The organism is Ruegeria sp. BA2, assembly GCF_056539605.1.
In genome coordinates this window covers 159,933-185,048 of the sequence record NZ_JBQFVE010000002.1, presented here as the reverse complement: position 1 = coordinate 185,048, position 25,116 = coordinate 159,933, and the positions used below count along the sequence as shown (strand labels likewise).

The 25,116-nt window shown below is 55.3% G+C and carries 20 protein-coding genes, 5 pseudogenes and 1 riboswitch; of the genes and pseudogenes, 9 read left to right on the top strand and 16 right to left on the bottom strand.

The window, feature by feature from the left end; genetic code table 11:
• Position 1 precedes the first annotated feature (1 nt).
• From ACR0NN_RS05495 to ACR0NN_RS05485, 3 genes are read right to left on the bottom strand one after another with little or no spacing between them, the layout of a single operon-like run.
• Positions 2-1,015 carry an Ldh family oxidoreductase gene (locus tag ACR0NN_RS05495; protein ID WP_170685459.1) on the bottom strand — a complete coding sequence of 338 codons (1,014 nt, stop codon included), beginning with the start codon at positions 1,013-1,015 and terminating at the stop codon, positions 2-4.
• A gap of 60 nt (positions 1,016-1,075) precedes the next feature.
• Positions 1,076-2,596: a trimethylamine methyltransferase family protein gene (locus ACR0NN_RS05490; protein ID WP_170723107.1), complete on the bottom strand. Its 1,521-nt coding sequence runs from the start codon at positions 2,594-2,596 to the stop codon at positions 1,076-1,078.
• Between the two features lie 15 nt (positions 2,597-2,611).
• Positions 2,612-5,065 (bottom strand): GcvT family protein, encoded by a 2,454-nt coding sequence (locus tag ACR0NN_RS05485; RefSeq protein WP_170723105.1) that lies wholly within the window; start codon positions 5,063-5,065, stop codon positions 2,612-2,614.
• Between the two features lie 256 nt (positions 5,066-5,321).
• Here ACR0NN_RS05485 and ACR0NN_RS05480 point away from each other — a divergent pair, with 256 nt between their 5' ends.
• On the top strand, positions 5,322-6,215 hold the full coding sequence (locus ACR0NN_RS05480; protein ID WP_170723102.1) for a LysR substrate-binding domain-containing protein: 894 nt from the start codon (positions 5,322-5,324) through the stop codon (positions 6,213-6,215).
• Positions 6,216-6,254: 39 nt separating this feature from the next.
• On the opposite strand, the gene ACR0NN_RS05475 is transcribed toward ACR0NN_RS05480, so the two are convergent.
• From ACR0NN_RS05475 to ACR0NN_RS05455, 5 genes and pseudogenes are all read right to left on the bottom strand, one after another.
• Positions 6,255-7,268, bottom strand: a complete 1,014-nt coding sequence (locus ACR0NN_RS05475) for an iron ABC transporter permease (RefSeq protein ID WP_170685455.1) — start codon at positions 7,266-7,268, stop codon at positions 6,255-6,257.
• Between the two features lies 1 nt (position 7,269).
• Positions 7,270-8,217 carry an ABC transporter substrate-binding protein gene (locus tag ACR0NN_RS05470; protein WP_170723101.1) on the bottom strand — a complete coding sequence of 316 codons (948 nt, stop codon included), beginning with the start codon at positions 8,215-8,217 and terminating at the stop codon, positions 7,270-7,272.
• A gap of 16 nt (positions 8,218-8,233) precedes the next feature.
• Positions 8,234-9,019 (bottom strand): ABC transporter ATP-binding protein, encoded by a 786-nt coding sequence (locus ACR0NN_RS05465; protein ID WP_170723099.1) that lies wholly within the window; start codon positions 9,017-9,019, stop codon positions 8,234-8,236.
• Positions 9,016-9,354, bottom strand: coding sequence for a DUF1636 family protein (locus ACR0NN_RS05460; protein WP_170723096.1), 339 nt, complete (start codon positions 9,352-9,354; stop codon positions 9,016-9,018). The genes ACR0NN_RS05465 and ACR0NN_RS05460 overlap by 4 nt, the downstream gene beginning before the upstream one ends.
• Positions 9,355-9,461: 107 nt before the next feature.
• Positions 9,462-9,669: riboswitch (cobalamin riboswitch) on the bottom strand.
• A 214-nt stretch (positions 9,670-9,883) separates the two neighbouring features.
• A pseudogene (locus ACR0NN_RS05455) lies at positions 9,884-10,032 on the bottom strand (IS3 family transposase); the annotation flags it as partial.
• Between the two features lie 64 nt (positions 10,033-10,096).
• On the opposite strand from ACR0NN_RS05455, the pseudogene ACR0NN_RS05450 reads away from it, so the two are divergent.
• From ACR0NN_RS05450 to ACR0NN_RS05435, 4 genes and pseudogenes are all read left to right on the top strand, one after another.
• A pseudogene (locus ACR0NN_RS05450) lies at positions 10,097-11,213 on the top strand (IS3 family transposase).
• Between the two features lie 121 nt (positions 11,214-11,334).
• Entirely contained in the window at positions 11,335-11,724 is a 390-nt protein-coding gene (locus ACR0NN_RS05445; protein WP_480684067.1) for a response regulator, read from the top strand.
• A gap of 414 nt (positions 11,725-12,138) precedes the next feature.
• The gene (locus ACR0NN_RS05440; protein WP_170723094.1) at positions 12,139-13,128 is read left to right on the top strand and encodes a glycosyltransferase family 2 protein; all 990 of its coding nucleotides are present in this window, start codon (positions 12,139-12,141) and stop codon (positions 13,126-13,128) included.
• A gap of 43 nt (positions 13,129-13,171) precedes the next feature.
• Complete coding sequence (locus ACR0NN_RS05435) at positions 13,172-14,785, top strand: ArnT family glycosyltransferase (protein ID WP_480684065.1); 1,614 nt, start codon at positions 13,172-13,174, stop codon at positions 14,783-14,785.
• A 12-nt stretch (positions 14,786-14,797) separates the two neighbouring features.
• Here ACR0NN_RS05435 and ACR0NN_RS05430 read toward each other — a convergent pair whose 3' ends face one another.
• The gene (locus ACR0NN_RS05430; RefSeq protein WP_480684063.1) at positions 14,798-16,111 is read right to left on the bottom strand and encodes a flippase; all 1,314 of its coding nucleotides are present in this window, start codon (positions 16,109-16,111) and stop codon (positions 14,798-14,800) included.
• Positions 16,112-16,537: 426 nt separating this feature from the next.
• Between ACR0NN_RS05430 and ACR0NN_RS05425 the strand changes: the two genes are divergently transcribed.
• The 3 genes from ACR0NN_RS05425 to ACR0NN_RS05415 all read left to right on the top strand — a co-directional run bounded on the left by ACR0NN_RS05425 (position 16,538) and on the right by ACR0NN_RS05415 (position 19,294).
• A complete protein-coding gene (locus ACR0NN_RS05425; protein ID WP_170723082.1) occupies positions 16,538-17,641 on the top strand; it encodes a glycosyltransferase in 1,104 nt (367 codons plus the stop codon).
• The gene (locus ACR0NN_RS05420) at positions 17,638-18,672 is read left to right on the top strand and encodes a glycosyltransferase family 2 protein (RefSeq protein WP_170723081.1); all 1,035 of its coding nucleotides are present in this window, start codon (positions 17,638-17,640) and stop codon (positions 18,670-18,672) included. The genes ACR0NN_RS05425 and ACR0NN_RS05420 overlap by 4 nt, the downstream gene beginning before the upstream one ends.
• Positions 18,673-18,823: 151 nt before the next feature.
• Positions 18,824-19,294, top strand: coding sequence for a class I SAM-dependent methyltransferase (locus ACR0NN_RS05415; RefSeq protein WP_480684328.1), 471 nt, complete (start codon positions 18,824-18,826; stop codon positions 19,292-19,294).
• 520 nt (positions 19,295-19,814) lie between these two features.
• On the opposite strand, the pseudogene ACR0NN_RS05410 reads toward ACR0NN_RS05415, so the two are convergent.
• The 7 genes and pseudogenes from ACR0NN_RS05410 to ACR0NN_RS05380 all read right to left on the bottom strand — a co-directional run.
• Positions 19,815-20,066 (bottom strand): annotated as a pseudogene (locus ACR0NN_RS05410) (IS5/IS1182 family transposase); the annotation flags it as partial.
• A 305-nt stretch (positions 20,067-20,371) separates the two neighbouring features.
• Positions 20,372-21,374 (bottom strand): annotated as a pseudogene (locus tag ACR0NN_RS05405) (IS110 family RNA-guided transposase).
• 192 nt (positions 21,375-21,566) lie between these two features.
• The gene (locus ACR0NN_RS05400) at positions 21,567-21,848 is read right to left on the bottom strand and encodes a type II toxin-antitoxin system RelE/ParE family toxin (protein WP_170723078.1); all 282 of its coding nucleotides are present in this window, start codon (positions 21,846-21,848) and stop codon (positions 21,567-21,569) included.
• A complete protein-coding gene (locus ACR0NN_RS05395; RefSeq protein WP_170723077.1) occupies positions 21,845-22,129 on the bottom strand; it encodes a hypothetical protein in 285 nt (94 codons plus the stop codon). Before ACR0NN_RS05395 ends, ACR0NN_RS05400 begins: the two co-directional genes overlap by 4 nt.
• Before the next feature lie 260 nt (positions 22,130-22,389).
• Entirely contained in the window at positions 22,390-23,010 is a 621-nt protein-coding gene (locus tag ACR0NN_RS05390; protein WP_480684326.1) for a helix-turn-helix domain-containing protein, read from the bottom strand.
• A 62-nt stretch (positions 23,011-23,072) separates the two neighbouring features.
• Entirely contained in the window at positions 23,073-23,747 is a 675-nt protein-coding gene (locus ACR0NN_RS05385; protein ID WP_480684325.1) for a LysR substrate-binding domain-containing protein, read from the bottom strand.
• Positions 23,748-23,831: 84 nt separating this feature from the next.
• A pseudogene (locus ACR0NN_RS05380) lies at positions 23,832-23,981 on the bottom strand (LysR family transcriptional regulator); the annotation flags it as partial.
• On the opposite strand from ACR0NN_RS05380, the gene ACR0NN_RS05375 reads away from it, so the two are divergent.
• Positions 23,913-24,347: a DUF1330 domain-containing protein gene (locus tag ACR0NN_RS05375; RefSeq protein ID WP_480684060.1), complete on the top strand. Its 435-nt coding sequence runs from the start codon at positions 23,913-23,915 to the stop codon at positions 24,345-24,347. The pseudogene ACR0NN_RS05380 and the gene ACR0NN_RS05375 sit on opposite strands and share 69 nt — an antisense overlap.
• Positions 24,348-25,116 lie beyond the last annotated feature (769 nt).

Sequence of the window (25,116 nt, the reverse complement as noted above, 5' to 3'; positions counted from 1 at the left end):
CCTACTGCAGTTCGCGCAATTGCGCCATCAGGTCAGCGGTGACGCGAACGCCATCTGCTTCGGCTGCTGCGCGGTTTTTCAATCGGCCATCACCGGGAACGCGTGCGTCACCGTTGCCTTCAATCTCGGCGCAGATACGCTGGACATAATCTCCGAACGCAGCATTGCCAAAACGTGCCGGATCGATCGCGATTAGCGTATTGCCACCCTTGATGTTCAACGCTCCGTGTGCTTCACGGTTTTTGTTGTCGACCGACAATGTTCCACCGGCCAGCGCGGCCCCCAAAACTTCGATCAGGAAAGCAATCGCAGCGCCCTTATGTTCGCCGAACGGCAGTAAACTACGGGTCTCCAAAATCGCGTTTGGATCGCGGGTCGGCTGACCCTCGGGGTCAAGGCCCGCAGGACGCGGCAAATCGTGCCCCTCAGCGGCAGCCATGCGAATATCCATCAGCGCAACCATTGCTGAGGCTTGATCCCAGACAACCGGTTCACCGCCCGGCCGCGGGCAGGCGAAAGACATTGGGTTTGTGCCGAAAACCGGGCGAACGCCGCCCTGTGGCACCACCATGGAAAGCGAGTTTACAACGCCCAACGCGACCAGCCCTGCTTCGGCCAAGGGGCCGGTATCGAACCGTAGTGCCCCCAGATGATGACAATTTGAGCAGGTGAACGCGGCAATCCCATTCTCGTGGGCCATAGCAATCAACTCGTCGCGCGCTTTGGCAGCAGCGATCTGATAATAGCCATTATCACCATCCCCTCGTAGAACACCGGGCGCGATCCGTTCGACGCTGGGATTGGATACAGAATTGGCATAGCCAGAGGAAAAACTTTGCGCATAGACAGGCAACATCCGCAGCCCATGGCTGCGTGGCCCATCACGCTCGGACATGCGCACAATCTCGGCCAGTATGGTGCTGCCATGGTCATCCATTCCCGCAGTTAAAAGGACGGATTTGGCCAATTCGCTGACTTCGTCAAGTGAGAGAGTAGTCGTGGAGTTGTCGGTCACGAGATTGATCCTGTCCTTGAGTTGTAAAACGGGCACTTGAGCGCCCGCTTGCCGATCTGTTCAGGCGCTGTATTCCACCCGTTTCTTGGCAACGAATTCGTCCAGCGCGCCCCGTTTATCATCCGGCATGGGCGGCTGAACATAGGTGTTTAGCATGCGTATCGCCTCTTCCGTGCCAACGGTTTCTGCGGTTTTCGAACCTTCCGCTTCCCACTGTTCAAAACTGTCATTGTTTTGCAAGTGGTTCATGTGCATGGGGTTTTTACGCGTGTGATCCGTGCCAAGGAAATGACCTCCGGGGCCGATCTGATCGATGTCACCCAACAGAGCATTCAGATTTTCATCTTGTAGGCCACTAAAGAACTTATGAAAATTCTCTAGCTGCATCGCGTCCTGCACCCATTTCGAGTAGCTGACCCCAAGCGCGCCCTCAAGGAAACCCGCCGAATGGACGATGTAGTTGGCCCCGCCAAGCAACACGGGCCACATGGAATTGGCTGTATCAAAAGCGGCCTGCATGTCGGGCGTTTTCGATCCCGTCCACATCGTACAGGTCCGCCATGGCACGCCATAGAACCGCGCCATCTGACCCACCAGCAGGTTCATCAATCCGGGCTCTGGGGACCCCATCATCGGTGCACCTGTCTTCATCGACACACCCATGATTGCCACGCCCAAAACCATCGGGGCACCACGCCGGATGATTTGGCTGTAAGCCATGCCAGCCAACGATTCCGCGATCAGCAACGCGACGCCCCCTTGTGGGCTGGCAGGAGTGCTGGCCCCGGCCAGAACGAAGGGCGACAGCAGACACGGCTGATTTGCCGCCGCGTAGACGCGCAGGCTCTGCAGCATGGTCTCATCCCAGACCAGAGGCGTATTGCAGTTCAGCAGGGCGGCCATCACGACGTTTTCATCCACGAAATCCGCGCCAAACACAATACGCGCCATCTCAACCGAGTCGCGTGCCGCCTGCTCGGACAGGACCGAGCCCTTGATCGGCTTATCCGTCAATGTCAGCGCGGCGTGAACCAGCTCCAGATGCCGTTGTGGAACCGGAACATCTTGCGGCTCGACCGGCAAAATGCCGGGCACCATCATCGATTGGCTCATCTGGCTGAGCTTGAAGAAGTTTTGAGCATCTTCAAGCATCGAAGGTCGGCGCACGCCGTCCAATCCATAGACAAACGGCGCGCCATAGGCATTCGCGAACACCGAATACTGATTGCCAACGCGCAATGAGCGATCAGGATTGCGCGCGGCATAGCTCCATTCCGCGGGAACCGCCGATATCAAGTCCATCAGCATCTCGCGGCCAATGCGGACCCGTTCACCCTGCACGTCCGCGCCGTATTTCTTCCAATCCGCCAGCGCAACCGTATCGCGGAATTCGATACCCGTGGTCTCAAGTATCGTCATTGCCGCATTGTGGATTTTCTCAACCCCTTCTGGGCAAAGCAGATCAATCGGGCCGACCTTGCGATTCAGCGTCGACAGATAGACCGGGGGCGGATTGGTGCGGGCCTGAACCCGCGCTGCGCGTCCACCACCTCGGCCTGAGCGTGCTCTTACTTGTGCCATCTCATATCCTCCGGATCAGGCTCGCGCACGGGCGCTGGTTGGATCAACGGCGCAGGTATCGATCACCTCAGCGTCGCGCATTTCATTGTGGACCAGCACCTGCATCTTCGTACCGGGCGCTGTCATGTCTTGCGGCACCAGCGCCATCGCAATGTCGTGGTTGCAGTAATATGAGAATCCGCCCGAAGTGACGCGACCAATCAGTTTGCCGTTGGCATAGACGCCTTCGTCAAACATCACCGAGGTGTCGCAGAACGGCAGTTTCAGGGTAACCAACTGGCTGTAAGTGCCTTCTTCCTTCTGTTTCACAAGCGCGGCTTTCCCGATGAACTCGCGCTCGGCAACCTGCCCGCCTGTCTTTTCGGTCAGCGCAACGAAACGGCCCAGATCAGCCTCGTAAGGGGTCAAATCTTTGCAGATCTCGCGGTTGATGGCGCGATAGGATTTTTCAAGGCGCATCGACTCCAACGCCTCAAGGCCAAACGGTTTGACGCCCGCTTTCAGCAGCAAATCGACAAGGTGTCGGTTGTAACCGACCGGATGGTGAAGTTCCCATCCCAACTCGCCCGTATAAGACACGCGCAACAGGTGAACGCCTTTAGCATAGCCAACCTCACCCATCTGCGCCGACAGCCACGGGAAAGCTTCGTTCGACAGGTCATTATCGGTGAGCGGTTGCAGAATCTCGCGCGCTTTTGGCCCGGCCAAAGCGATCACGCCCAATTGCTCCGAGATATCTTCGAGAACAACCGAGCCATCCTTCGGCAGCACGCGCTGCAACTGATCCCAGTTATAGGCGCGCCAGTTCGGGGTCGAGATCAAATAGAAATCATCGTCGGCGTAGCGCACGATGGTGTATTCCGCATCCATGCCGCCCTTTTCGTTCAGCATCAGCGACAGGGTCATACGGCCGATCTTGGGCAATTTGTTCGCCATCAGGCCGTCCAACCAAGCAGCCGCGCCAGGACCACGCACGGTGAACTTGGTCATCGGAGACATTTCGATGAACCCAGCCTCTTCTCGGGTGGCCTTCACCTCTTCCTGCACCCGCTCCATATGATTGGTGCGGCGGAAGCTATGCTCGGGGATCGCTTCTTCGGGTGATTTGGCGAACCAGCGCGGGAATTCGTAGCCATTGAAGCTGGTCCAGACTGCTCCTTGTGCGGTCAGCAGATCATAGGATCCGACGGTCTTCATCGGACGTGCATCTGGGAAGTCCTCACCCGGCACATGCGCGTTCATATGGGTGCCCCAGGTCTCGCGCACCTTGTCCATCGTCCAGCGTTTAGACGCATAATCCGAGAACCGGCGTGGGTCGAGTTCCGACATATCCATGCCCGGATCGCCGTCGACGATCCATTTGGCCAGACGGTTGCCGACGGTGCCGCCCCACAGAATGCCACCGGGCATGCCCTCGGCCAGCCACAGGTTGTCGTGCCCCGGTGCGGGACCGGCCAGAGGCAACTCATCAGGTGTCATCTGGAACGGGCCACGGGTGTTGGCTTTGATGCCAACCTCACCCAAAGCTGGCACCCGTTCGATGGCACGCTCCCATTGGGTTTCGACGGCATCAAAGTCCTCGGGCAACAGATCGGCGCCAAACTCGGGCGGAACACGATCTTCAGCAAACAACTTCAGGTCTTTGGTGAATTCATACGGACCAAACTGGATGCCACCCACATCTTCGCGCAGATAGGCGCCGTAATCTTCGTCCCGCAGGATTGGGAACTCGGGCAGGCCCTGCGCCCGGCGCTCTTTCAACAGCGGTACCGTCTCGGTCGTCCAGTATTGGTGAACGATGGGAATACAGGGCAAATCCAGGCCCACACGACGCGCGTTTTCGCGGGCATAGTTGCCCGTGGCAAAGATCAGATGCTCACACGTGATTTCACCCTGATTGGTTGTGACTTTCCAGTGGCCATTGTCCAGCTTTTCATAAGCCTGCGCTTCGGTGTTCTGGTAGACCGTGGCACCGGCATCCCGCGCGAGCTTGGCCAGAGCCATGGTGATGTCGGCGGGGTTCACATAACCGTCTTCGGTGTGAAGAATGCCACCCCGGATATCCGGGCTCTGGTTCAGGAGCGGATGAACCTCTGCAATCTCTTCAGGGGTCAGCAGCTTGCACGGCACCCCGGCCGCCTCGGCAATCGAGATATAAGACTGAAATTCATCCCAGCGTTTTTCAGTATTGGCCACCCGCAGCTGGCCAACCTTGCGCAGCCCGACCGAACTGCCCATTTTTTCCTCGACCTCGGTGTAGATGCGGATGGTCTCCATCGTCATCTTCGATACATTGTGCGAGCGCACAAAGGTGACCAGCAACCCGGCCGCATGCCAGGTGGAACCCGATGTCAGCGTCGTGCGCTCCAGCATAACGGCATCAGTACATCCGTGTTCGGTTAGCCCGTACAGAATTGACGCACCGACGCATCCACCTCCGACAACCACGACCTTTGCATGTGATTGCATGCTGTTACTCCTTCAATTAGTGCCACGGCCATCCCGGGATCGTACCGCGTCACGACTGAACTAGATGGTACTCAAGGCGTATGACGGCCTTTGGTTCACATCTGATTCACACCCCGAACGGTTGGAGTGAATTTTCATTGTGGACCACTGTTGATCAATTGCAAAAAGATTCATGATGCATAAGATGAACTAAGCCAAATTACCGCTGATCGCTTGTGAATTATCGGGCCATCAACTTGTCACAGGTCAAAACATTTTGCCCAACCGCCCATATGATCTTCCGCCTCTCAGTTCTCTGATCAGCTTTGAAACTGCTGCGCGGCATGTGAGTTTCAAAACGGCTGCTGAAGAGCTTAATGTCACTCCTGCCGCGATCAGCCATCAGGTCAAAGCGCTGGAGAACGATCTGCAATGCGCATTGTTCCTGCGTCATCATCGCGGTGTGGAATTGACTGAAAGCGGGGCCTATCTGCTGGTCGCCCTTCAGCGTGGCCTTGAAGGTATCAGCGAAGCGCTTGGCCAGTTGCGCCGCCAGTATGACCACAAAAGTGTGACGATACGTTCGTCCACGGCAGTAAGTTCGCTTTGGCTTACGCCCCGCCTTGCGCAATTTTGGAAGAAGCACGGGCATGTTTCGGTGACACAAGTCGTGACCGATCTCGGTGTCGATGGCACAAAATGTGATCTGAGCATCCACTTCGGTGATTCAAGTCGCGACACAGGTGTTATCAAGACCCTGTTTCACGACAATATCATGGCCTTATGCAGCCCGCGGTTTGCGCAACAAAACCCCATCGAGCGTATCGAAGAGATCGCCCAAGTGCCTCTTATTCATCTCGATGCGCCGGATACAGGTTGGACCGATTGGCGTGCTTGGACCCAAAAACTGGGATACCAAGGCCCACTGAATTCAGCGCACCGGGTCAACAACTATACGATTGCACTTCAGGCGGCTCAGGACGATATGGGCGTGGTTCTGGGGTGGGAGGGATTGACTTCTGATCTGATCGCATCCGGAAAACTGGTAAAGTTTCTACCGCAGACAATCTCATCGCAGTTGGACTTCTACGTGAAGTTACACAACACATCGTCCGACCGCGCCAAGCTTGTGTTCAAATGGCTTGGCGAGGCCGCTGACGGGAAGGTTTGAATATGACTTCGATCTGTTTCTAGAAGTAGTTCGTGGGCCTTATCGCTGGTTCCTTGCCGTTCTGAACAATAGCAGGAAAACAAACACTGATCCGATCGAGGTTGTGACAATTCCCACAGGCAATTCCTGCGGTGCGAGCAACAGTCGGCTGAGGATGTCCGAACCAGTTAACAAGGCTGCGCCGACGATTGCAGCGGTTGGCAACAGATGCTTGTGCAGGGGCCCAGCAATCCCTCGGGCAATGTGCGGCACCATCAGGCCGACAAAACCAATGACCCCAGCGACAGAGACAAACACTGCAGTTGCCAGAGCAGCTGTGAAGAACATGCTGAACCGAAGCCCTTGAACCGGCACACCCAGTGTCGCGGCGGTCAGATCCCCGGTCAGCAGCGCGTCCAACCAGCGGCTGCGATAAAGTGAGTAACTCAGGATCAGCAACAGGCCGACACAAACCAGTGGGAAGGTCTCCCATCTGGCAAGGCCCAAGCCGCCCAGCATCCAGAAGATGACTGAATGGGCGGCGCGGCTGTCACCTGCGAAAATCAGATAATTGGTGATGGCTGAGAACAGGAATGAGACGGCCAACCCGGCAAGGATCAGCTTTTCCGGCGCGCTGGTGCGCAGCCCGTGGACCAGCGCTAGCACGATACCGGATGCCACAAGCCCGCCACAGAAGGCAGCTAGCGGAAGGGTCCAGAAGCCCAAAACATCTCCGGTTACGGTAATCACAAAAACCGCCCCGGCCGCCGCGCCCGAAGACAGGCCGAACAGGAAGGGATCGGCAAGGTCATTTCGGGTGGTCGTTTGCAAAACCACACCAACAATGCCCAACCCGGCACCGATCACAGCAGCAAACAACGCACGGGGCAAGCGTAGGTCGAAGACGATCCGATGCAGCGGCGACATCTCACCATCCTCCAGCCCGGTGCCGCGAAGAATTGCGGTTAGGGTGTCGGACAGTGGAATTGATGTCGTGCCATAAATCGTGGAAACCAGCAAAAGGGCGGCCAGAACGACCGCCCCCAGCAATAACGTCAGGCCCAGTCGGCCCATGTCAGCTCTGACCCGGATGCATCGCGCGTGCCATTTTCGAGATCGCATCGATATTTGCCGGTCCCGGGGTCAGTTCTTCGTAGCGCAAACCGATCCAGCGCTCGTTCTTGACCGCGTCGGTCTGCGACATGACCGGATGTTCCTGCAGGAATTTGAACGTATCTTCGGCACCATTACCGGTCTGATAATCCAACAGCACCAAGAATTCCGGATTGGACGCGGCAACCGCCTCCCATGAAGTGCGGCCCCAGCTTGTGTCCATATCATGGGTGACGTTTTCGCCACCGGCAGCTGAGATCATCGCATCGGGAATCGCGAATTTGCCAGCTGTGAACGGCGCATCCGCCGGGCCATCCAGCAAGAAAACGCGCGGCTTGGGCAGATCAGCGGTTTTGGCTTCGATCGATGCCAGCTGCTCTTTCCAGTCCGCAACCAATGCCTCGGCCTTTTCTTCGACATGCATGACCGTTCCCAAACGCAGAACATCGTCAAACAGCAGGTCCATGCTGGCTTGTGGCCGGTCTTTATCCAGATGCACGCAGCTTTCGGTCAGGATCATGGTCTTGATTCCGAACGGCGCCAGCGTATCAGGCGTCACATCGCCACCGGGCTTCATGCCATAGTACCAGCCCGCAAAGAACAAGTCAGGTTCAGCCGCCACAAGGTTTTCGACAGTCGGGTATTTCGGTGCAAGCTCGGGGATGTCGCCGCGCAGCGCATCGAAATCGGGGCTGGTCTTGTACCATCCGGTGATGCCGGTCAGGCCGACGATCTTGTCCTGCAGTCCCAAAGCAAAAGCCATGTCGGTCATGTTCATGTCATGGACGACCAGTCGCTCGGGCTGGGTTTCGAAGACCAGAGGCTCGCCGCAATTGTCAACAGTGACCTCGTGCGCAGCAGCGCCGCTTGCCATGGCAGTGGCCAATGCCACAGACCAGATTTGTTTCATGAGACTTCTCCTGAGTTTATGTGGATACAGTTGTTTTTCGGATATCAAGGGCCGGGATAATGCGGCCTTCGTGATGAAAGCAGAGGAAATCGACGCCAAAGGTTTCGCGCACCCGTTCGGGCGTTAGCACCTCTTCCACCGAACCGAATCCAATCATGCGGGTCGATTTCATCAGCGCCACATGGGTGGCAAATTCGGGGATCATGACCAAATCATGCACAATCATTACCACGGTGATCCCAAGTTCAGCGACCAAGGACAGCATCCGCCCTTTGGCATCGGGGTCTAGATGGTTGGTCGGTTCGTCAAGAAACAGCAAGGATGGATTCTGCGCCAGAGCGCGCGCGATGTGCGCCCGTTGACGCTCTCCACCCGATAGTTGAGCCATTCGCTTACCCGACAAGCTGGCAAGACCGGTCAGGTCAAGAATCCGATCCAATTCTTTGGCATGTGCTTCGGCTGAGCGATCAGCACGAATGGGTATTTGCCCTAACGCAACGTAGTCCCGCAATCCCAAACGCCCGTCAGGCAATTCCTGCTGGCCCACCACCGCGATCATGCGCGCACGCTCTTTGGCCGAAAGCTGTTTCAGACTCCGCCCCTTGATGCGAACATCGCCAAGGGCCAGCGGTTCGGCACCGCAAAGCAAATTCAGAAGGGTCGTCTTACCTGCGCCATTCGGTCCGGCGATGGCCAGGATCGATCCTTCGAACAATTCGAAGGAAACACCCTGCAGCAAGATATCCCCGTTGAGTGCATAATATTCGAGGTTCTCGGCAACCAGAAAGCTTTGCTCTGTCATGGCGCAATCCTCGGCATGCGCGAAAGGGTCTTTTTAAACAATGCCCTCGGACGTTCCGTGGCATTTGTCCATCCATCCGCGCATAGCTGGTACTGTTCTGCAAACTCTACAACCGCGTCCAGATCGTTGCCTGTTGCTATGTCGCCAAACAGGTATTGAGCCTTGCCAAGTGCCTGAAATCCGATTGTCGCAGGTCGGTCACACCCAGCCATACAATCGACAGTGCGAATTGCAAAGCCATCCGGTAGCCTGTCCGACAGCGTGTTAATCACGTGATCCGTGAAATTGGGGTCCCGGCAGCTCGCGCATATAAGAACGAAGTGATCAGCAACCATTCGCACCCTCCACTTCACCTGATTCCAGACGCATGCGGAAGCTGCCAACGATGTAAACACGCATCTGACGTGCCATAAAGCCTCCTTCCAGGACACCCCGCCCTGGGTTGGTTGAACATTTGATGGCAGGTCTCCTGACTTGCGGGTCCTAGCTCAGCCAACCTTCCCGACCCATTGGATCAGTGGCTGTTTGGCCTAGCTCGCCGCTTACAGTTGCGGGGGCAGTTACGGAATTGGCACCTATCGGTAAACCTCACCGTATTCCCTTTTCATCCCTTGGACGCACCATCGGGAACCATCTCTCGATTGACTGCCCGAGATCGTGAGTTACGTCAATGATAAAGTCGAATGCTTCGCTCCCTGGAGAGTTTCGGCGAGGTTACACGACTTCCTGAGGAACGATGAGCAGCCTCGTATAACTTGTTAAAATTGAGTGTTAATGCCTTATTGGTTTTTGCTCCATCGGGATGATGGTTTCAGGCGCTGGTGTCGATAATCCAATCTCAGGCGACTTGGACAACGCTTTCCACCCCTTGTCTAAACGAATGAAACGAAGTGACCACCTAAGTATGAACGGATCCGCCACGGCACCAATAACGTTGATCCAGCTCAGCTTGCGCTCCACTCTAATTGCGAGGCACTCCCGGCTGAACTCATCAAGATGTTCAGCGTGCGAAATTGTACATGTCGCTGAATTGTTTCGCTCCTTTGACTTTGTATTTTGCCACAAAGGAGAGACATCATGGCACAAATGCCGACCCCGGAATTTCGCTCAGAGGCAGTGCTGGTAGCGTTGACCAGCGGCCTGCCGCGTTAGCAGGTGGCAGCAGATTTTGGCGTCGGCTTCTCGACGCTAAGCCGTTGGATACAATAGGATCGGCGCAATCCTGAGAAGCCAACCGCCCAGTCTGATCTCGAGCGCGAGGTCGCCGAGCTGCGGAAATAGAACCACATGCTCCGGGAGGAGAGGGAGGTGTTGAAGAGGCCACCCAATTCTTTGTGGAGCGAAGCCAATAAGGTTCGCATTCATCACAAAGAACGCAAAGATGTTGCCTATCGAGCGGCTGTGCCAGATTTTGGATGTCAGCCCGAGAGGGCATCGTGCATACCGCAGCCGTCCCCTGAGCCAAAGCCAACGCAAGGATCTGGTTGTCTTGGCGTACATCCGCGAACAGTTCGCCCTATCTCTTGGCGGTTATGGCCGGCCACGTATGACCGAGGAATTGAAAGAGTGGGGTCTGCAAGTCGGACATCGCCGTGTCGGCAGTTTGATGAGCGAGAATGGTATTGAGGTGAAGCGGAACAAGAAGTTCAAGGCGACGACGGACAGCAATCACAGCCTCAACATCGCTCCGAACCTGTTAAACCGGGACTTTTACGCAGGGCGACCCAACCAAGAATGGGCGGGCGACATCAGCTATGTGTGGACGCAGGAGGGCTGGCTCTATCTTTCCGTGATCCTCGACCTGCATTCAAGGCGAGTGATCGGTTGGGCTGTCTTGGACCGCATGAAACGTGACGCCTTGAATAATAGCCATCGCACTAAGGCGACGCCAAACGGCTGTCTCCATCACACCGACCGGGGCAGCCAATACCGTTCTCACAATTATCAGAAGATTTTGCGCCACAATGGCTTCAGGGTGTCCATGAGTGGGACCGAAAACTGTTACGGCAACGCCGCCGTCGAAACCTTCTTCAAAACACTCAAAGCTGAGCTGCTATGGCAGCGATCCTGGAAAACGCGCAGGGACGCCGAGATCGTAATCTTCAAATACATCAACGGTTTCTACAACCCGCGCAGAAGGCACTCAACCCTCGGCTGGAAAAACCCCTTGGCCCTCAAAGCAAAGGCCGCTTAAGTGAGCAATCAGAGCAGCACGAAAACGTGACACGCCCAAACATTGCGTGGAGCTGGATTGGTGAAAGGATGCTTCAACCGAGACGACTAGCCCAATCATACGACATAGTCGACGTTTTGAAATGAATCTGGAACCGCTCTGTCTCGTGGGCCGTCAAAATGCGCGGATGCGAAAAAAGGGGGGAAATTTGGCTAAAGTGCTGTTGGTAGAAGACAATGAAATGAATATCAATATGCTGTCACGCCGGTTGGAGCGTAAAGGGCTTCAAGTTGTCGTCGCAAAGGACGGATTGGAAGGTGTGTCCATGGCCGGAAATGAAAGCCCTGATGTTATTTTGATGGATCTGAGCCTGCCCGAAATTGACGGGCGGGAGGCGACGCGACGCATCAAGTCGGCGGCGGAGACGGCCTCGATCCCTGTGGTGGGCTTACGGCACATGCAATGGCCAGTGACCGGGAAAAGGTACTGGACGCGGGTTGCGACGATTTTATACCAATCCAGTCGAACTTAGTCGTTTACTTGCCATAATGGAAAAACTACTGTCGGCGTCCTGACGAAGTTTTGCCTATTCAAGATCAGATTTTCGTCCAAGGACAAAGAAAGTTCTCATCAGACCTTTGCCCATTACCCCCACATCCGTGGGATCAGAGATCTCAAAGCAATGCATAATCCACTGCCACAACCCTTTCGCTTGAAACGGTCGTTTTCGCCCGCTGCCGGATCCATATCATCGACGTACGGCCCGAACCTAAATGGTCCGCAATGATCGGCATCCCTTCGCGGACCGAGATTGTCGCACGCTTGGCGACAATACGCGAAAGCCTGAGAAAAAATCAGAAAACTGCAACAATTCCATGAGCAAGCCGCATTCTTGCCATAAAGACTGGCCAGACATTGGACAATTTTATGCTCGCTAAGAGATGTCATGAAACTAATTGTTCAAATTCCCGCGCTGAATGAAGAGGAAACCCTCGCCACCGCCATCAGGGCCATTCCCCGCCACATTCCCGGCATTTCAAGTGTCGAGATTCTGGTCATCGATGACGGGTCCACTGACCGAACGGTCGAGGTCGCGAAAGAAGCGGGGGCAGATCATATCCTGCGCATGGCAAGCAATGTGGGCCTAGCGCGCGCCTTTACCGCCGGCATCGAAGAGGCACTGTCGCTTGGCGCGGACATCATCGTCAACACGGATGCCGACAATCAATACTGTGCAGATGACATCCCGTCACTGATTCAGCCAGTTCTCGACCGACAGGCCCAGATCGTCGTAGGCGCACGCCCGATCACAGAAATTGAGAGCTTTTCGCCCCTCAAAAAGGCACTGCAAAGGCTGGGAAGCTGGGTTGTCCGGCAGGCCAGCGGCTCCACTATTCCTGACGCTCCGTCTGGCTTTCGCGCCTATGCACGCGACGCTGCGGCGCGGCTTTGCGTAATCAATACCTATACCTACACGCTAGAAACCATCATTCAGGCCGGGCGGAAGCGTATTCCGATGACGTCCGTGCCCGTACGGGTCAACACGGTGACACGCCCCTCACGGCTGTTTTCAGGAATGCGCGAATACATTCTTCGCTCTGCCAAGACGATTCTGCGCGTATTCGTCATCTATGCGCCGCTGACATTCTTTTCCACGATCGCCGCAGTTGTGGCTCTGCCCGGACTGATCGTCATCGGCCGGTTCTTAATCCTTTATGCCAGTGGCGATGGGTCCGGACACATTCAGTCGCTGATCCTTGCCGCAGCGCTTCTGGCCATGTCGGCGGTGTTTCTGGCGGTCGGCGTGCTTGCAGATCTGATCTCGGCCAACCGGAGCCTGCTGGAAGACATCCGCGCGCGGGAACTTCTTCGCGCACCGCGCAATCGCAGCGACGCGGTGCCGATCCGCATTGCCGAGTTGGCCGATGCCTCCTGAGGCGACACTGTCGGGCGCTGCGCCAGAATCCAGCCGATCAGACATGCTGACCTCATCGGGGGTGATACGGGGCGCGATTCTGGTCGGATTTGCGCTTCTCGTGGTCTTGAGTTGGATGCGGAACGTCAACTGGGACGAATTCTATTTTCTTTCGCGAATCCATGACAATCTTGCCGGCCGTCTCGAAACCCCGATGCAGACTTTCTATGTGCATGTCTTCGGATGGCTTGCGCATGTGCCGGGCAACGAGATGATGCAGATTTTCGTGGCCCGACTGTTTATGACCGGCCTTTTTGCCTGGACTACCTGGTCCATTCACCGGATCGCGACGCAGCTGAGCGACCGCCGCGCGGCGGATATAGCTGTTCTGGCGTTCCTAACCTCGGGTTTCGCATTGGCACATGGCACCAGTTTTCGCGCCGACCCAGTCGCTGCGGCCTGCCTTATGGGGGCGCTTTCGATCATGATGACAGGGCGCATGTCGCTTTGGCAGATTATCGCGGTTGCGATTTTGAGCGCGCTTGCACTTCTGGTGACAATCAAGGCAGTGCTTTATCTTCCGGCATTTCTGGGTGTATTGTTCTGGCGGTCGGATCGCATCGCTGTCGCAGGGCGGATCGTGTTGGCCGGCCTGATCGCTCTGCTCATCACGGCAGCTCTTTTCACGCTTCATGTCGCCTCACTGCCCGCGCCACCCGAGGCAAGCGCCGTGGACAATGCCAGTGCCGCCGCCAGTAAGACATTGGTGCAATCGGGATTTTTCCCTCGGTCCGAGACAGCGCTTTTATGGGCAGTCCTGTCGCTTGGCCCCATCACTCTGGCGGCCATCGGAATACTTCGCGCGGGAAGCCTGCGACGAGGAATAATGCTTGTGTCCTTTGCACTGCCGCTTCTCGCGTCAGTAATTTTCTATCGCAACGCATTCCCGTATTTCTTCCCCTATGTCGTGCCGCCCCTGATGGTGGTCGTCGCCTTCGGGGCCATGCGCGTCGGGCATGGTTCGCTTCTGAGGGGCCTCATCGCCCTTTCGCTGGTAAGTGGCATCTGGCAGGGCATGAAAGCGCTTGGCGAGAATGCCGAGTTGCAGCGTGCGACCATTGCCGAGGTCCATCGCCTGTTTCCCGAGCCCGTCCACTACATCGATCACAATGCGATGATCTCGACCTTCCCACGTGAGCTCTTCTTTATGTCGAGTTGGGGAATCGAAGGCTATCGTGGCAAAGGCGAACCGGTCATGGCCGCCTATCTCGAAAAGCACGCACCGCCGTTTCTCCTAACCAATCGCTGGACGCTCCATCACACGATGACCGCATCTGACATAATCGATCTTCCATATTCGCTTTTGCCCGAGGATCAGGCCGTATTGAGGGCATCTTACGTTCATTATTCCGGCACCATATGGCTTGCGGGTCTGGAAATGACGATTGAGTTCGAAACGACAGAACGCGCGCTGCCTATCCCGGGGCGATACCGTCTGGAAAGTCCGGTTGCGTTGAAAATCGACGGCAGGCGCGTGTCGGATGGAGACATCATCGAGGGGAGCGGAGTGGTCACGATAAGTGGCCCCGTCGGCACAGATGTTCGTCTGGTCTGGCATACGGACGCGGTTCAGGACGTTGGCGCACTGCCTCATGGCCGGCTTTATGCCGGGTTCTGACAGCTTTGACGGCTAGGCGAGGGCGCGGTGCAATCTTTGCGTGGCACGCCAGAGGTTGAGCGAACGCAGCATGCCACGAGCTTCGGACCTCAGGGCCGGAACAATGATGGCGACGCCAAGGGCGGTGGCGAGGAAGGTCGCGACCGTGGCCCAGGCCGCACCGATGCCGCCAAAATGCGGGATGAGCGCGAGGTTCAAACCGATGTTCAACGCGGCCCCACAAAGCGCAATAACCGGTGTGAGCCAGTATTGATGCCGCGCCAGCAGCACCTTTTCCCGCGCAATGCCCCAACTATAGAAGGGCAGGCCCAAAATGAGAAAGAGAGTAGGCCAGAGGCCATCAGCAAAAGCGGGACCAAAGATCGGCTCGAAGAGGAAGATCGCGGCAACGGCAAGCATCACCCCGGCAAGGAGAGTCGCAAGCGTCATCGCGTCGTAAAGACGCTGACTCTGTTCTGGAAGCGTGCCGCGCGCCTCGGCGCGGATGATGCTGGCGAAAAAGCTTGTGCCAAGTGCCATCGGCACCACCAGCGCCACTTCAGATACACGCACCGCAAGCCCGTAGCGACCAAGCTCATCGGCAGTGGCCATCTGGCCCAGCATGACCTGATCGATGCGCATGTAGAGGATCGTCGCCATCATCGAGATCATCAACGGCAACCCTCGTGACAAAAGGTGGCGGATCTCGTGCCGGGATACCTTAAGGCGATGTAGCGCGCCGGTCGCCCAGGCAAAAACTAGAAGTGCCGAAAGCGCGATCCCAGCCTGCTCTAAGGCCCTCAAAGCAACGAATGCCGCCAGCCCATATCCCTTTTGGACGAGGTAGATCGCGGCAATAGCGATGCCGAGGGCAACGATGATGCGGGGCATCACAACCAGCCCCATTCGCTCGTCCGCCTTGAACCAGGCCCATGTTGTCTCGATCGGAATGATCATCAACTGCGAGCAGGCCAGAAGCATGAGCCAGGGTGTGACCCCGGAGGGACCTCCGAAAACCGCCACGATTACAACCCCGGCCAGGACACTGATGAGCGCGAAAAACGACGTCAGTGCCATTGCGCTGCCAAAAAGGGCGTGGCGGTCTGTTGGTCGGGCCACGCTCTCACGGACAAGGATTTCAGACATGCCGAAATGCGCGATCGGCGACAAAAGCATGGTGACACTAAAGATATAGACATAGGCACCGAACCCCTCGGGTCCGAGCGCGCGCGCCACGAGGGTCATAACGAAAAACGCGATAAGAACGCCTATGGCGCGCTCGCCCAGCATCCAACCGACATTGGCGATCTTTGTGCGGGCGGCGTTGGGCAATCTTGGGATCAGCATGCGGGGCTTGCTCTGGGGCGATCGTGCACCAATGATCCACGCCAAGAGGCATGGTGCCCCGGCCCGATACTATCAGATATTTCAAGACCCTCTGTCGGAGTGCCTTCTGGGGGAAATGGGTTCGATATCATGGCTGGCCTGTCGTTTGTTGCTACCACCCGCGATAACGTCACTAGTTCCATACTGCAGTCATGTGAACGCTTCGCAGTATCGCAAGTGAAAAAATATCCATCATTGTTGCAATTACTGCCTGAAAACCTCAGGCGAAACGCAATTTGCAGCTTGGGATGTCTAGGCGATTGAAGGCGTGATTTTTAGGACTTAGAAGTGATCCTTAAGTCCAGGCAGCACCCAATCGGGTTGCTGTGGGAAAGGAAAAGGAACCGTGCTCTGACCCAATCAGTAGTTGATCGCCAAAGGATCGCGGTGATCGGACCATTTCCGCCGATCCGCAGTGGTATTGCCAAGCACACCGAAGCCGTAGCACGCGCCCTCGAGGCGCGCGAAGATATCGAGGTTAGAAGATGGGGGTTTTCCAAGCAGTATCCCGCCGTCCTTTATCCCGGCGAGTCCGAACGGGACATCGACAAAGGTGCCCAGACAAGCGGTGTAGTTGAAAGTCTGAGCGGCCCCAATCCACTGACCTGGTTAAGAACAGCGCGCGAAATTCAGCTCTGGAGTCCCACGACTCTGATCATGCCGTCGTGGACATTCGCCGTAGCACCGGCACTTGGCTGGATCGCACGCCAGATATCGGCACCGAGCAGTGAGGTCTGCATGATCGTCCACAACGCCTATGACCATGAGAAACACGGGCTGAAGGATCGACTGACCTCGTGGCAGCTGGGCGCAGCGGACCGCTTTGTTACCCATAACGTCGCCCTGGCGAATGAACTGGAGACCCGGTTTCCTAAGAAACCGGCTGAAGTGTTTCCGCATCCGACATTTGACGATGTACCGACCGCGACGGGGCATCTGGTGCGACGATCAAAGCTGGAGCTTTTGTTTTTCGGTTTGGTCAGACCCTACAAGGGTCTTGATATTCTGTTGGATGCGATGTCGCTGGTGACACGAGACGACGTTTCCCTTACGATCGCAGGCGAATTCTGGCAGCTTCAGGAGGAAGCCCAAGCCAAGATAGATCGTCTCGGGCCCGATCACTCGGTGGAGCTTCTGGCGCGATATGTGGGCGATGATGAGATGGCCGAGTTGTTTGATAGGGCTGATGCGGTGGTTTTACCCTATCGCTCGGTCTCGGGTTCCGGTGTTGTGTCGCTTGCCTTTAACTATCAAAAACCGATTATCGCCTCCGATTTGCCGGGCTTTGCCGAGATACTTCGCGCGTCCGGGGCCGGGTGGCTTTTCAAGACCGGGGATGCCGCGGATCTTGCCGCAACCATTGATCGACTGGGTCATGATGATCTGGCAGACGCGAGTGAAGCGGTCGGTCGATCGGCCAGGGAACTGACATGGAGCAAGTTCGTCAGCATGATCCTATGCGACGACGAGAACGCCAGGGCCAAAATATGACGATCGCACCCGACGGCGAGACCGTGCCCGAGGTTTCAGCTGTCGCCATTATTGTTCTGAATTGGAATGCCTGGGCGGACACGATCGAATGCCTCGAGTCCCTAGCTCGTTTGGACTATCCGAACTTCCATATCTTCGTTTGTGACAATGCTTCTAGCGATGCATCCCTTGAACGCTTGCAGCAATGGGCGCGGGGCGAGCTTTGTATACTTCCCGCGCGGCCGGATTTTGCGGAATACGTCACCCCGCCCGGCTTCAAGACAAAAGCCGCCCCGTTGACAAAGACTCCCACCAACGCGCACCTGACGGTGATCGAAAACTCGTCAAACCTGGGTTTTGCCGCCGGCAACAATGCGGGCTTGCGCCAAGCGCTGGAGGAGGGTTTCAATTTGTTTTGGGTTCTGAACGCGGATACGGTCGTTGAGCCCGACGCCCTGACGCATTTGGTATCGCGTCTAGAGGCTGTGGAGGGCGCCGGCCTTTGCGGCTCTCTTATCTGCTACTATGAAGATCCGTGCGTCATCCAGGAAGCCGGTGGATGTGTGAGTTATCCGATGATCGGTCTCTCCAGACGACTGGCTGCCGAAAAGAAGCGCAGCGGTGATTTCGACTGGCGCGCTCTGGAAGCGAAACTGGGGTATATCTCGGGTGCCTCCTGTCTCGTCTCGCGAGACTTTCTGGAGACTGTGGGTTTGATGTCGGAGGCGTATTTCCTCTATTGCGAAGAAATCGATTGGGCTACCCGGGCAAAAGGCCAATTCTCTCTGGCACTGGCCGAAAACAGCATCATCTACCACAAGAAAGGGTTGTCGACAGGTTCGAAGACCCATGGTCGGACACGAAGCCCGTCGTCGTCCTACTATCTCTGGCGGGCCAGGCGACGCTATAACCAGACCTATGCGCCATTGGGGCTGGTGGCGCTATTCGGTTTGGGGCTGGCGGCATCTCTGGCAAGCCTTCTTCGGCGTGATACAGCATCTGCACGCGCAATCTTGACCGGTCTGGCTGACAGGCCGTTGAAAAATGACTAGATCCCCGACGCGATTCAACAAAGGCGACCGCAATAGAAATGTGGTCCGCGGGGCGGGAAAGTGGCTCAAGGAGCTTTCGGATCAGGGGTTTACCAATCTGACCTGGATTGATCCGTTCCTGCCAGAGAATGCTACATAGGGATCCGTCCGGCTGATCAAAGGCGACGTTCAGGATATCGACGGGAGCTTCGATCTAGTGACGATCCACCATGCCTTCGAACATATCGCGGACGGCGAGACCGCCTTGCGCGCCTTAAAGGAGAAACTTGGCCAAAACGGCGTCCTGATTGTCTGCATTCCGCTCGGCGCAAGCTATTACGGAGGCTATTGGGTGCAGCTCGACGCGCCCCGCCATGCGCATCTCTATTCGCCAGTGGGCATGAAAGCGCTTGCGGACAGTGTGGGGTTTGAAACCAGAGAGGTGGCATTTGATTCGACAAGCTTCGTGGTTGCCGGGCGTGAGGCGACCCTGGCGGGAATGCGGCCGCATACGGGCCAACCAATCGCATCAGTCGTAACGCAAGTCGTATTCGGGTGGAGCCGTTCTTGTCGGATCGCGTCATTAACCAACCGTCTCGGCACCGCAGATCAGGCCGCCTTCTACTTTACCGCGAAGACCTAGAGCCGACCACCCCGACCCATGGTCGCGCGCTTAGTTTGCTTTATTGCGAGATATACTCCTGACCTGCAAATACAGTTGGCCCAAAGCCGAGCAAGTCGTCTAAACGTAGGAACCTGTTTGCTCCGGCATCAGATCCCAAAATCGCGGCGCGCCAAAAAGAAAACGGCAAAACTTTGAAGGTTTTAGCAGGTTTTTGCCCTACTAAATCACCTTAGGCGGCAACGTTTCCTCAGAGGTGAAGCTGGCCATCCGTCATCTCGAAACCGAACCACATTACCGGTTCAAAGAGCGGCTGATCGGACCGGGCGCAGCGAGAATTTGTCAGGCAATGAGCAAGACGCGGAAAGGCTGTGTGGAAACGCACCGGATCTAGTCTCTTTCTGAATTTGTGAGTTTTGGTGCGGTTGTTTTCCTGGATTTTTTATTTTCGTGTCTCAGAATAACCTTGGAGGCCATTTTGGGTGATCCAGCTCGATTGGAGAGGTTCTGTGGCAGATTTTTCGACTGCAGAGACCGCCTTTGCCTCCATCGCGGCGATCAAGGCAGGCATTCCAATCAGATTTATAACGCGGGTCATATTATTAGTAAGGACGTGTAGCGTCATTTCTGCAGCCACGTTCTTCAAGCGGCGCATTTTGAAGTGGGTCGCTCCTATAAACGATTTGATCGTGCCTTAGAGATGTTCGACAGTCATGCTGCGCACTGCGAGCTAGATGGGGTCTTTATCCAAAAGTTCTTGAGTGCGTTCCAAAACATCTTCATGTTCCCACCGTCAGATAGGACGTTGTTGGCTTTTCAACCTGTTCCATCTCGGAATGGCCCGCAGCGAACGGCATGTTAGGATGGCTCCTGTACAGCAAGACGTTTTTGATCTGATGTGTGCATTTGTCAGAAGCAGCCATGTGTCCGGCCTGTTTGCGCGGTTTTGATCGCTGGCCCTAATGGGTTCCGCTAACCAAGTTCTTATCCGCGTTGCGGGCCGCAATACCCGAGCCATTCGACGGAGTGTCCTGAATTTGGCGGCAGACTTATGCACCATCATCTCGTAGGTCTTGCTTGCTCGTGGTTCTTTTCTACTCACACCATATGTAGATTGTAAGGTGCATTGCGGATGAGAACGGCCCAGACAATCCGTGCTGTCTTGTTCGCCATGGCGACTGTGGCAACCCGAGCGGGTTTGCGTTCGAGCATTGCGCGTTCCGGATGTGACCGGGTTTGCCGCACCAGAGATGTCATCCCGACGACCAGCAGTTGCCTGAGATACTGGGCGCCCATCTTCGTGATCCGACCGAGCCTCTCTTTCCCTCCGCTGGACTTGTTTGCCGGTGTCAGACCGAGCCATGCAGCGAACTCGCGTCCATTGCGGAACTGATGGCCGTCGCCGATGCTGGCGATGAGTGCCAAGGCTGTAACAACGCCGACGCCAGGTATGTGTGCGTAGCAGACGAACACGCGCGTCTTCTTTGGCGACCTGCTTCAACCGTCCTTCGTACCAACATACCCTCTAGTGCAGAGCAATGAGCTGCTCGGACAGGTTTCGGATCACTTCGTTGGCAATGTCGCTTAAATCAAGAGCTTCACCGAGTGTTATCTCTTCAGCAAAGCCAATCACACGAGCTAGGCTTCTTAGGATGTAAATACCAAACTCGGCGACCAATCCAGGCGAGCCATTGATCAGCTATGTTCTTTGACGGACCAAAAGATCACGAGCTCGGTGTAAGGACAGTAGAGCTTGTGGTTCGACTGTTTTGATCGTCACGAAGCACATGGTCGGCCGCGTGACCGCTTCGCAGATCGCCTCTGCGTCTATCGCATCGGACTTGCCAAGTTTGACTTAAGGCTTCACGTACATTGGCGGGATAAGACGCACGTCGCGACCCAAGGCGGTAAGCTCTCGGGCCCAATGATGGGCGCTGCTGCAGGACTCTATGCCGATCAGGTACGGCTCCAGTTTCGCGAAGAACGACAGACCTTGTGCACGCCGAAGCGGACGATTGAAGACGACCGCGTCATCCTCAGAAATGCCGTGAACTTGAAAAACGTTCTTGGTCAGATACAGATCAATGCTGGTAACTTGCATGGGGTGGCTCCTCTCAGAAAGCAGTCAACGACACCTGCAATATGGCGCATTGCGGCGCCGATTAGAGCAGGAGCCATCCACCCCATCAGCAATGCGGGTTCTGTGGAGAAGTTGTAGGTCAAACAACAAAATTGGTTCGATTGCTTGCCCCCTACCCTGCCCGCCTGATGCCGCCAGTTTAGACTCTGGGTTTTAATAGTCTGCGCCCTGGCGGGTATCCCAGAGACGCAGAATTTCTATCTGAGTGGGCATTACACGATAGATTAGCGTAAATGGGGATCGTGACATTGAAAGCTCCCGTATGGCTTGCCGTGCGTCACTTGGGTGACCTGCATAAGGGTTGGCTGCTAGAGTAAGCTGAATGGCTTTGAGCTGAGCTCGCGCCCTTTCGCTGCCTTCAGTAAAAACCGACGTGTGGTAGTAGCGGAACCATTGAATGTCCCGGGCCGTATCTTCGAGAAATACAATTTTCATTGGCTATTGGATTCCCCGCTTGCGACCGGAGCCGAGAGCTCATTCTCGGTATCCCAGCTGTCTATCCAGGCATTCATTTCGTCTGCCGCGATGAACTTACCTAGATCTGCATTTTCAACAGCGGTATCAATGGCTGCACGTTTTGCGGTCTTGGATTCCAACATCATTCTAATTGCTCGTACAGCGAGCTGCGCAGGCGGCCGATCTTCGATCGCAGCTTCTCTTTCCAGAGACTTTCTCAATTCTTCTTCGAGACGGATTGAATATGGGCTGGTACTCATCGCAATCACCTGTTTCCTGTATGTATTACAATGCAATACATTGGCACTCTATTCTCAATAGATGATGGCATGAACGTTATCTGTTGCTCTGAGCTCATGAGCGAGATAAGATTACATAGGTACGGCCCTCACTTCTGTGGTTTCTTTGAATCTTGCTTCAGCAAAGCAAATGGCTGCATTTCTCCCCGATCGATTTTGGAGTTCAGAGAAATCAAATAGGCTTGGTGAGATCTTATGTTCTCCGCTCGTTGGAAAATATTTCACAAAACCATAAAACGGAGAGCTGGGCCATGTGTTGATTTCATAGCATACCAAGTCTGACCAAGTCGTAGGTATTCGGCGATATCATCCATAAGACGGTCACAATGCATCTGATCCCGGGCGAAGCGAAGTTCGGAGCACAAGCGTGGAAAGCTGCGCTCTATTTGATCTGGAGAAACTTGAATCTGAGAACGTTTTTCTTTCTCAACTATCGAATTCAAAGAGTCCTCTTTATGCTTCTCAATTTCATGGTCATTGGCCTTCAAATTTTCTGTATCTGAATGTTTTATAAGAGAGATTTCCACAGAGATATCTGCCAGAAGGTTGCCTATTACATATGCATCTGGTTTGCGACGCAGAGCATTGCGTACGGTGGCCATCAAATCTGAAATCGCCGTATCGTCTGCTACGAGTTTTCTGAGGTTAACCAGAGCGGCCGATACCTTGTCGCGGAGTAAAGTGGATTCGAGAGCGCGATCAGCATGCCTCTGGGCGTCTTGGATTAACTCGGCATACCTTTCAGACAAGGGCATAAAGGACAGTTCAGTTGCGGTAACCACACTGCCCTGTCGGTCCCGGCGCGCCCAACGCTTGCCTTTTGCGCTCATGACGCGACGGATAACCTCGGACGCTATATAAACCTGGGAACGAATGGTGGTTTATTTTTCGCCCAACCAGCGCCTTAGTCAGGCACGCGATAGTGCCGGGCTCTTTTGGAGAACCGAGGCGCAATAAACATCATAAAGGCTTTGACGCGTGGTGCATCTCGAAGCTCTGGATGGGTCAACATCCAGATTGGATAGTATGGCTCCCACGGCAGAACATCGATCCGTTCGACTCCGGCCAGTTTCTCACCAAGAAAACGCGGCATCCGCGTCACCCCCAACCCTGCCTGCAGCAGATTGACGGCTGTGACCATATCTTCGCACGTCGCGACAACGTAAGCCTTCGGAAAAAAGCGCTGTATGATCTTGGGAAGCGGCGTTTTCCAATGGACAAACGAAATGACTGGTAGTTCCGATGACAGATCGCCTTTAGCAATCGCGCTGTCTTGCAACCATTCTGATTGAGCGTAAAAGCCCGCGTGCTGATCCGCCACTTTGCGCCCCCAAAGGGTCTCTGGCGGTTTGTGCGAGACGCGAATGGCGATGTCGGCTTCGCGTTGGTGCAGATTTGCCAATTGGTTGTCGCCGACAAACTGCAACTCAAGCTTGGGATGCTCGCGCGCAAACTGAGCCATGTCTTGCGCAGTGTCGTCCATCATTAGCAAAGGAGGCAGCGTCACGCGCAAGGGACCGCTCAGTTCGTTGTCTTGACGAATAAGCTGGCGTTCCAACTGATCAATACCAGGTTCCATTTGCTCGGCTTGCGCAAGAACAGCCCTACCAAATTCAGTCATTGTCAAACCGGCTGGGCGGCGTTCAAAGAAAAGTGTGCCCGCAGTTGCCTCAGCGCGGCTCAACCGGCGCGAAACCGTCGCGTGCGTAACACCGAGAAATCGGGCCGCACCAGACACCCCGCCATGCCTGTGGATTGCCAGGACCAGGCGCAGAGTATCCCAGTCAGAGATGAGGCTTTTATTTTCGTACATGGCTTTTACAGATTTGACGAATTTCTCACAGGCTACTGCAGTGCGAAAAAGATGTCGTCAAAGAAATGGAGACCCCACATGGCGCACTATGTTTCGATCATCCTGACGGTGACAGATCAGGAAAAACTAGAACAATATTTCAAAGTCGGCGGGCCTGCGGTTGCCAAACACGGCGGAAAACCTTTTGCAGGCGGCCCGGAAACGAAGGTGCTGCAACAGGCGCATGAGCCGACGAGAGGCGTAGTCTTGGAGTTTCCATCGGCGCAGCATGTTGAAGACTGGCTGAATGATCCGGAACTCGAAAGCATTCATGCGCTGCGCGACGCGGCCTCTGATGTAACGATGCTGTCCTTGCCGAAGATATGAGCGCGCATCGTATCGGGTTCGGCCATGGGCAGAGCAGTTGATATCTGACCGCGCTGAACGCTTCTTTTTACTCCACAGTTGACGACAACAAATTGTACTTTAGTAAAGCTGGCAATCTCCGATACCAGCACCAGTGTGGTGCGAGACACATTGTGTGCTTTGCATGCCCTGCTGGGATCGCGATTTCTATCATTTGATAAAAATCATCATTCGCGTGGATTTCATGCCATGGCTTGTGCCCACAGCGTTCGAGCTTGACAAGCCGTGCCGTTGAAAGTCCAGTCTGCAACACCTTTCGAGGGCCGTGGACCAATAAAACAGGGCAGTGAGTGGAAGAGACCGCTTTCAAAAGCGCCATTCCTGTAGAAAGCTGATTGCGTCCCTCTCATCTATTCTGCGTACCAACTGCCGGAAAGAGTTACACACGGCGAATGTTATTCCGACATTCTCACCGTGCATCTGCTTGATTCCGGTCATGCGCCAAGTTTGATCCACTGGATCAAAGGCTTGACGCTTCGACCTTTCTCATCTCAACTCACTTTCAGTGACGATGAGCCAACAACCTTCTCTTATCAAATCGAACTACACTGTCCCATCGGGGATGACGTCAGATAGTTTTGGTAGACAATAGATTTGTGGTGATCAGTTGCAGGGCTTTGGGCCGGATAAGACCAATCACTGATTCAATGAGAGCCTGCTCGCTAGGTTCTTGAGCTGTTCGAGTGATATAGTCCAATGTCGAATTTATCGTTTCCACAGGCACACATGG

Coding starts and splice junctions, on each gene's coding strand:
- ACR0NN_RS05490 (WP_170723107.1), bottom strand. CDS start 2,596: ATGGCACAAGTAAGAGCACGCTCAGGCCGAGGTGGTGGACGCGCAGCG.
- ACR0NN_RS05485 (WP_170723105.1), bottom strand. CDS start 5,065: ATGCAATCACATGCAAAGGTCGTGGTTGTCGGAGGTGGATGCGTCGGT.
- ACR0NN_RS05475 (WP_170685455.1), bottom strand. CDS start 7,268: ATGGGCCGACTGGGCCTGACGTTATTGCTGGGGGCGGTCGTTCTGGCC.
- ACR0NN_RS05470 (WP_170723101.1), bottom strand. CDS start 8,217: ATGAAACAAATCTGGTCTGTGGCATTGGCCACTGCCATGGCAAGCGGC.
- ACR0NN_RS05465 (WP_170723099.1), bottom strand. CDS start 9,019: ATGACAGAGCAAAGCTTTCTGGTTGCCGAGAACCTCGAATATTATGCA.
- ACR0NN_RS05460 (WP_170723096.1), bottom strand. CDS start 9,354: ATGGTTGCTGATCACTTCGTTCTTATATGCGCGAGCTGCCGGGACCCC.
- ACR0NN_RS05445 (WP_480684067.1), top strand. CDS start 11,335: ATGAATCTGGAACCGCTCTGTCTCGTGGGCCGTCAAAATGCGCGGATG.
- ACR0NN_RS05440 (WP_170723094.1), top strand. CDS start 12,139: ATGAAACTAATTGTTCAAATTCCCGCGCTGAATGAAGAGGAAACCCTC.
- ACR0NN_RS05435 (WP_480684065.1), top strand. CDS start 13,172: ATGCTGACCTCATCGGGGGTGATACGGGGCGCGATTCTGGTCGGATTT.
- ACR0NN_RS05430 (WP_480684063.1), bottom strand. CDS start 16,111: ATGCTGATCCCAAGATTGCCCAACGCCGCCCGCACAAAGATCGCCAAT.
- ACR0NN_RS05420 (WP_170723081.1), top strand. CDS start 17,638: ATGACGATCGCACCCGACGGCGAGACCGTGCCCGAGGTTTCAGCTGTC.
- ACR0NN_RS05400 (WP_170723078.1), bottom strand. CDS start 21,848: ATGAAAATTGTATTTCTCGAAGATACGGCCCGGGACATTCAATGGTTC.
- ACR0NN_RS05395 (WP_170723077.1), bottom strand. CDS start 22,129: ATGAGTACCAGCCCATATTCAATCCGTCTCGAAGAAGAATTGAGAAAG.
- ACR0NN_RS05385 (WP_480684325.1), bottom strand. CDS start 23,747: ATGGAACCTGGTATTGATCAGTTGGAACGCCAGCTTATTCGTCAAGAC.
- ACR0NN_RS05375 (WP_480684060.1), top strand. CDS start 23,913: ATGCCTGTGGATTGCCAGGACCAGGCGCAGAGTATCCCAGTCAGAGAT.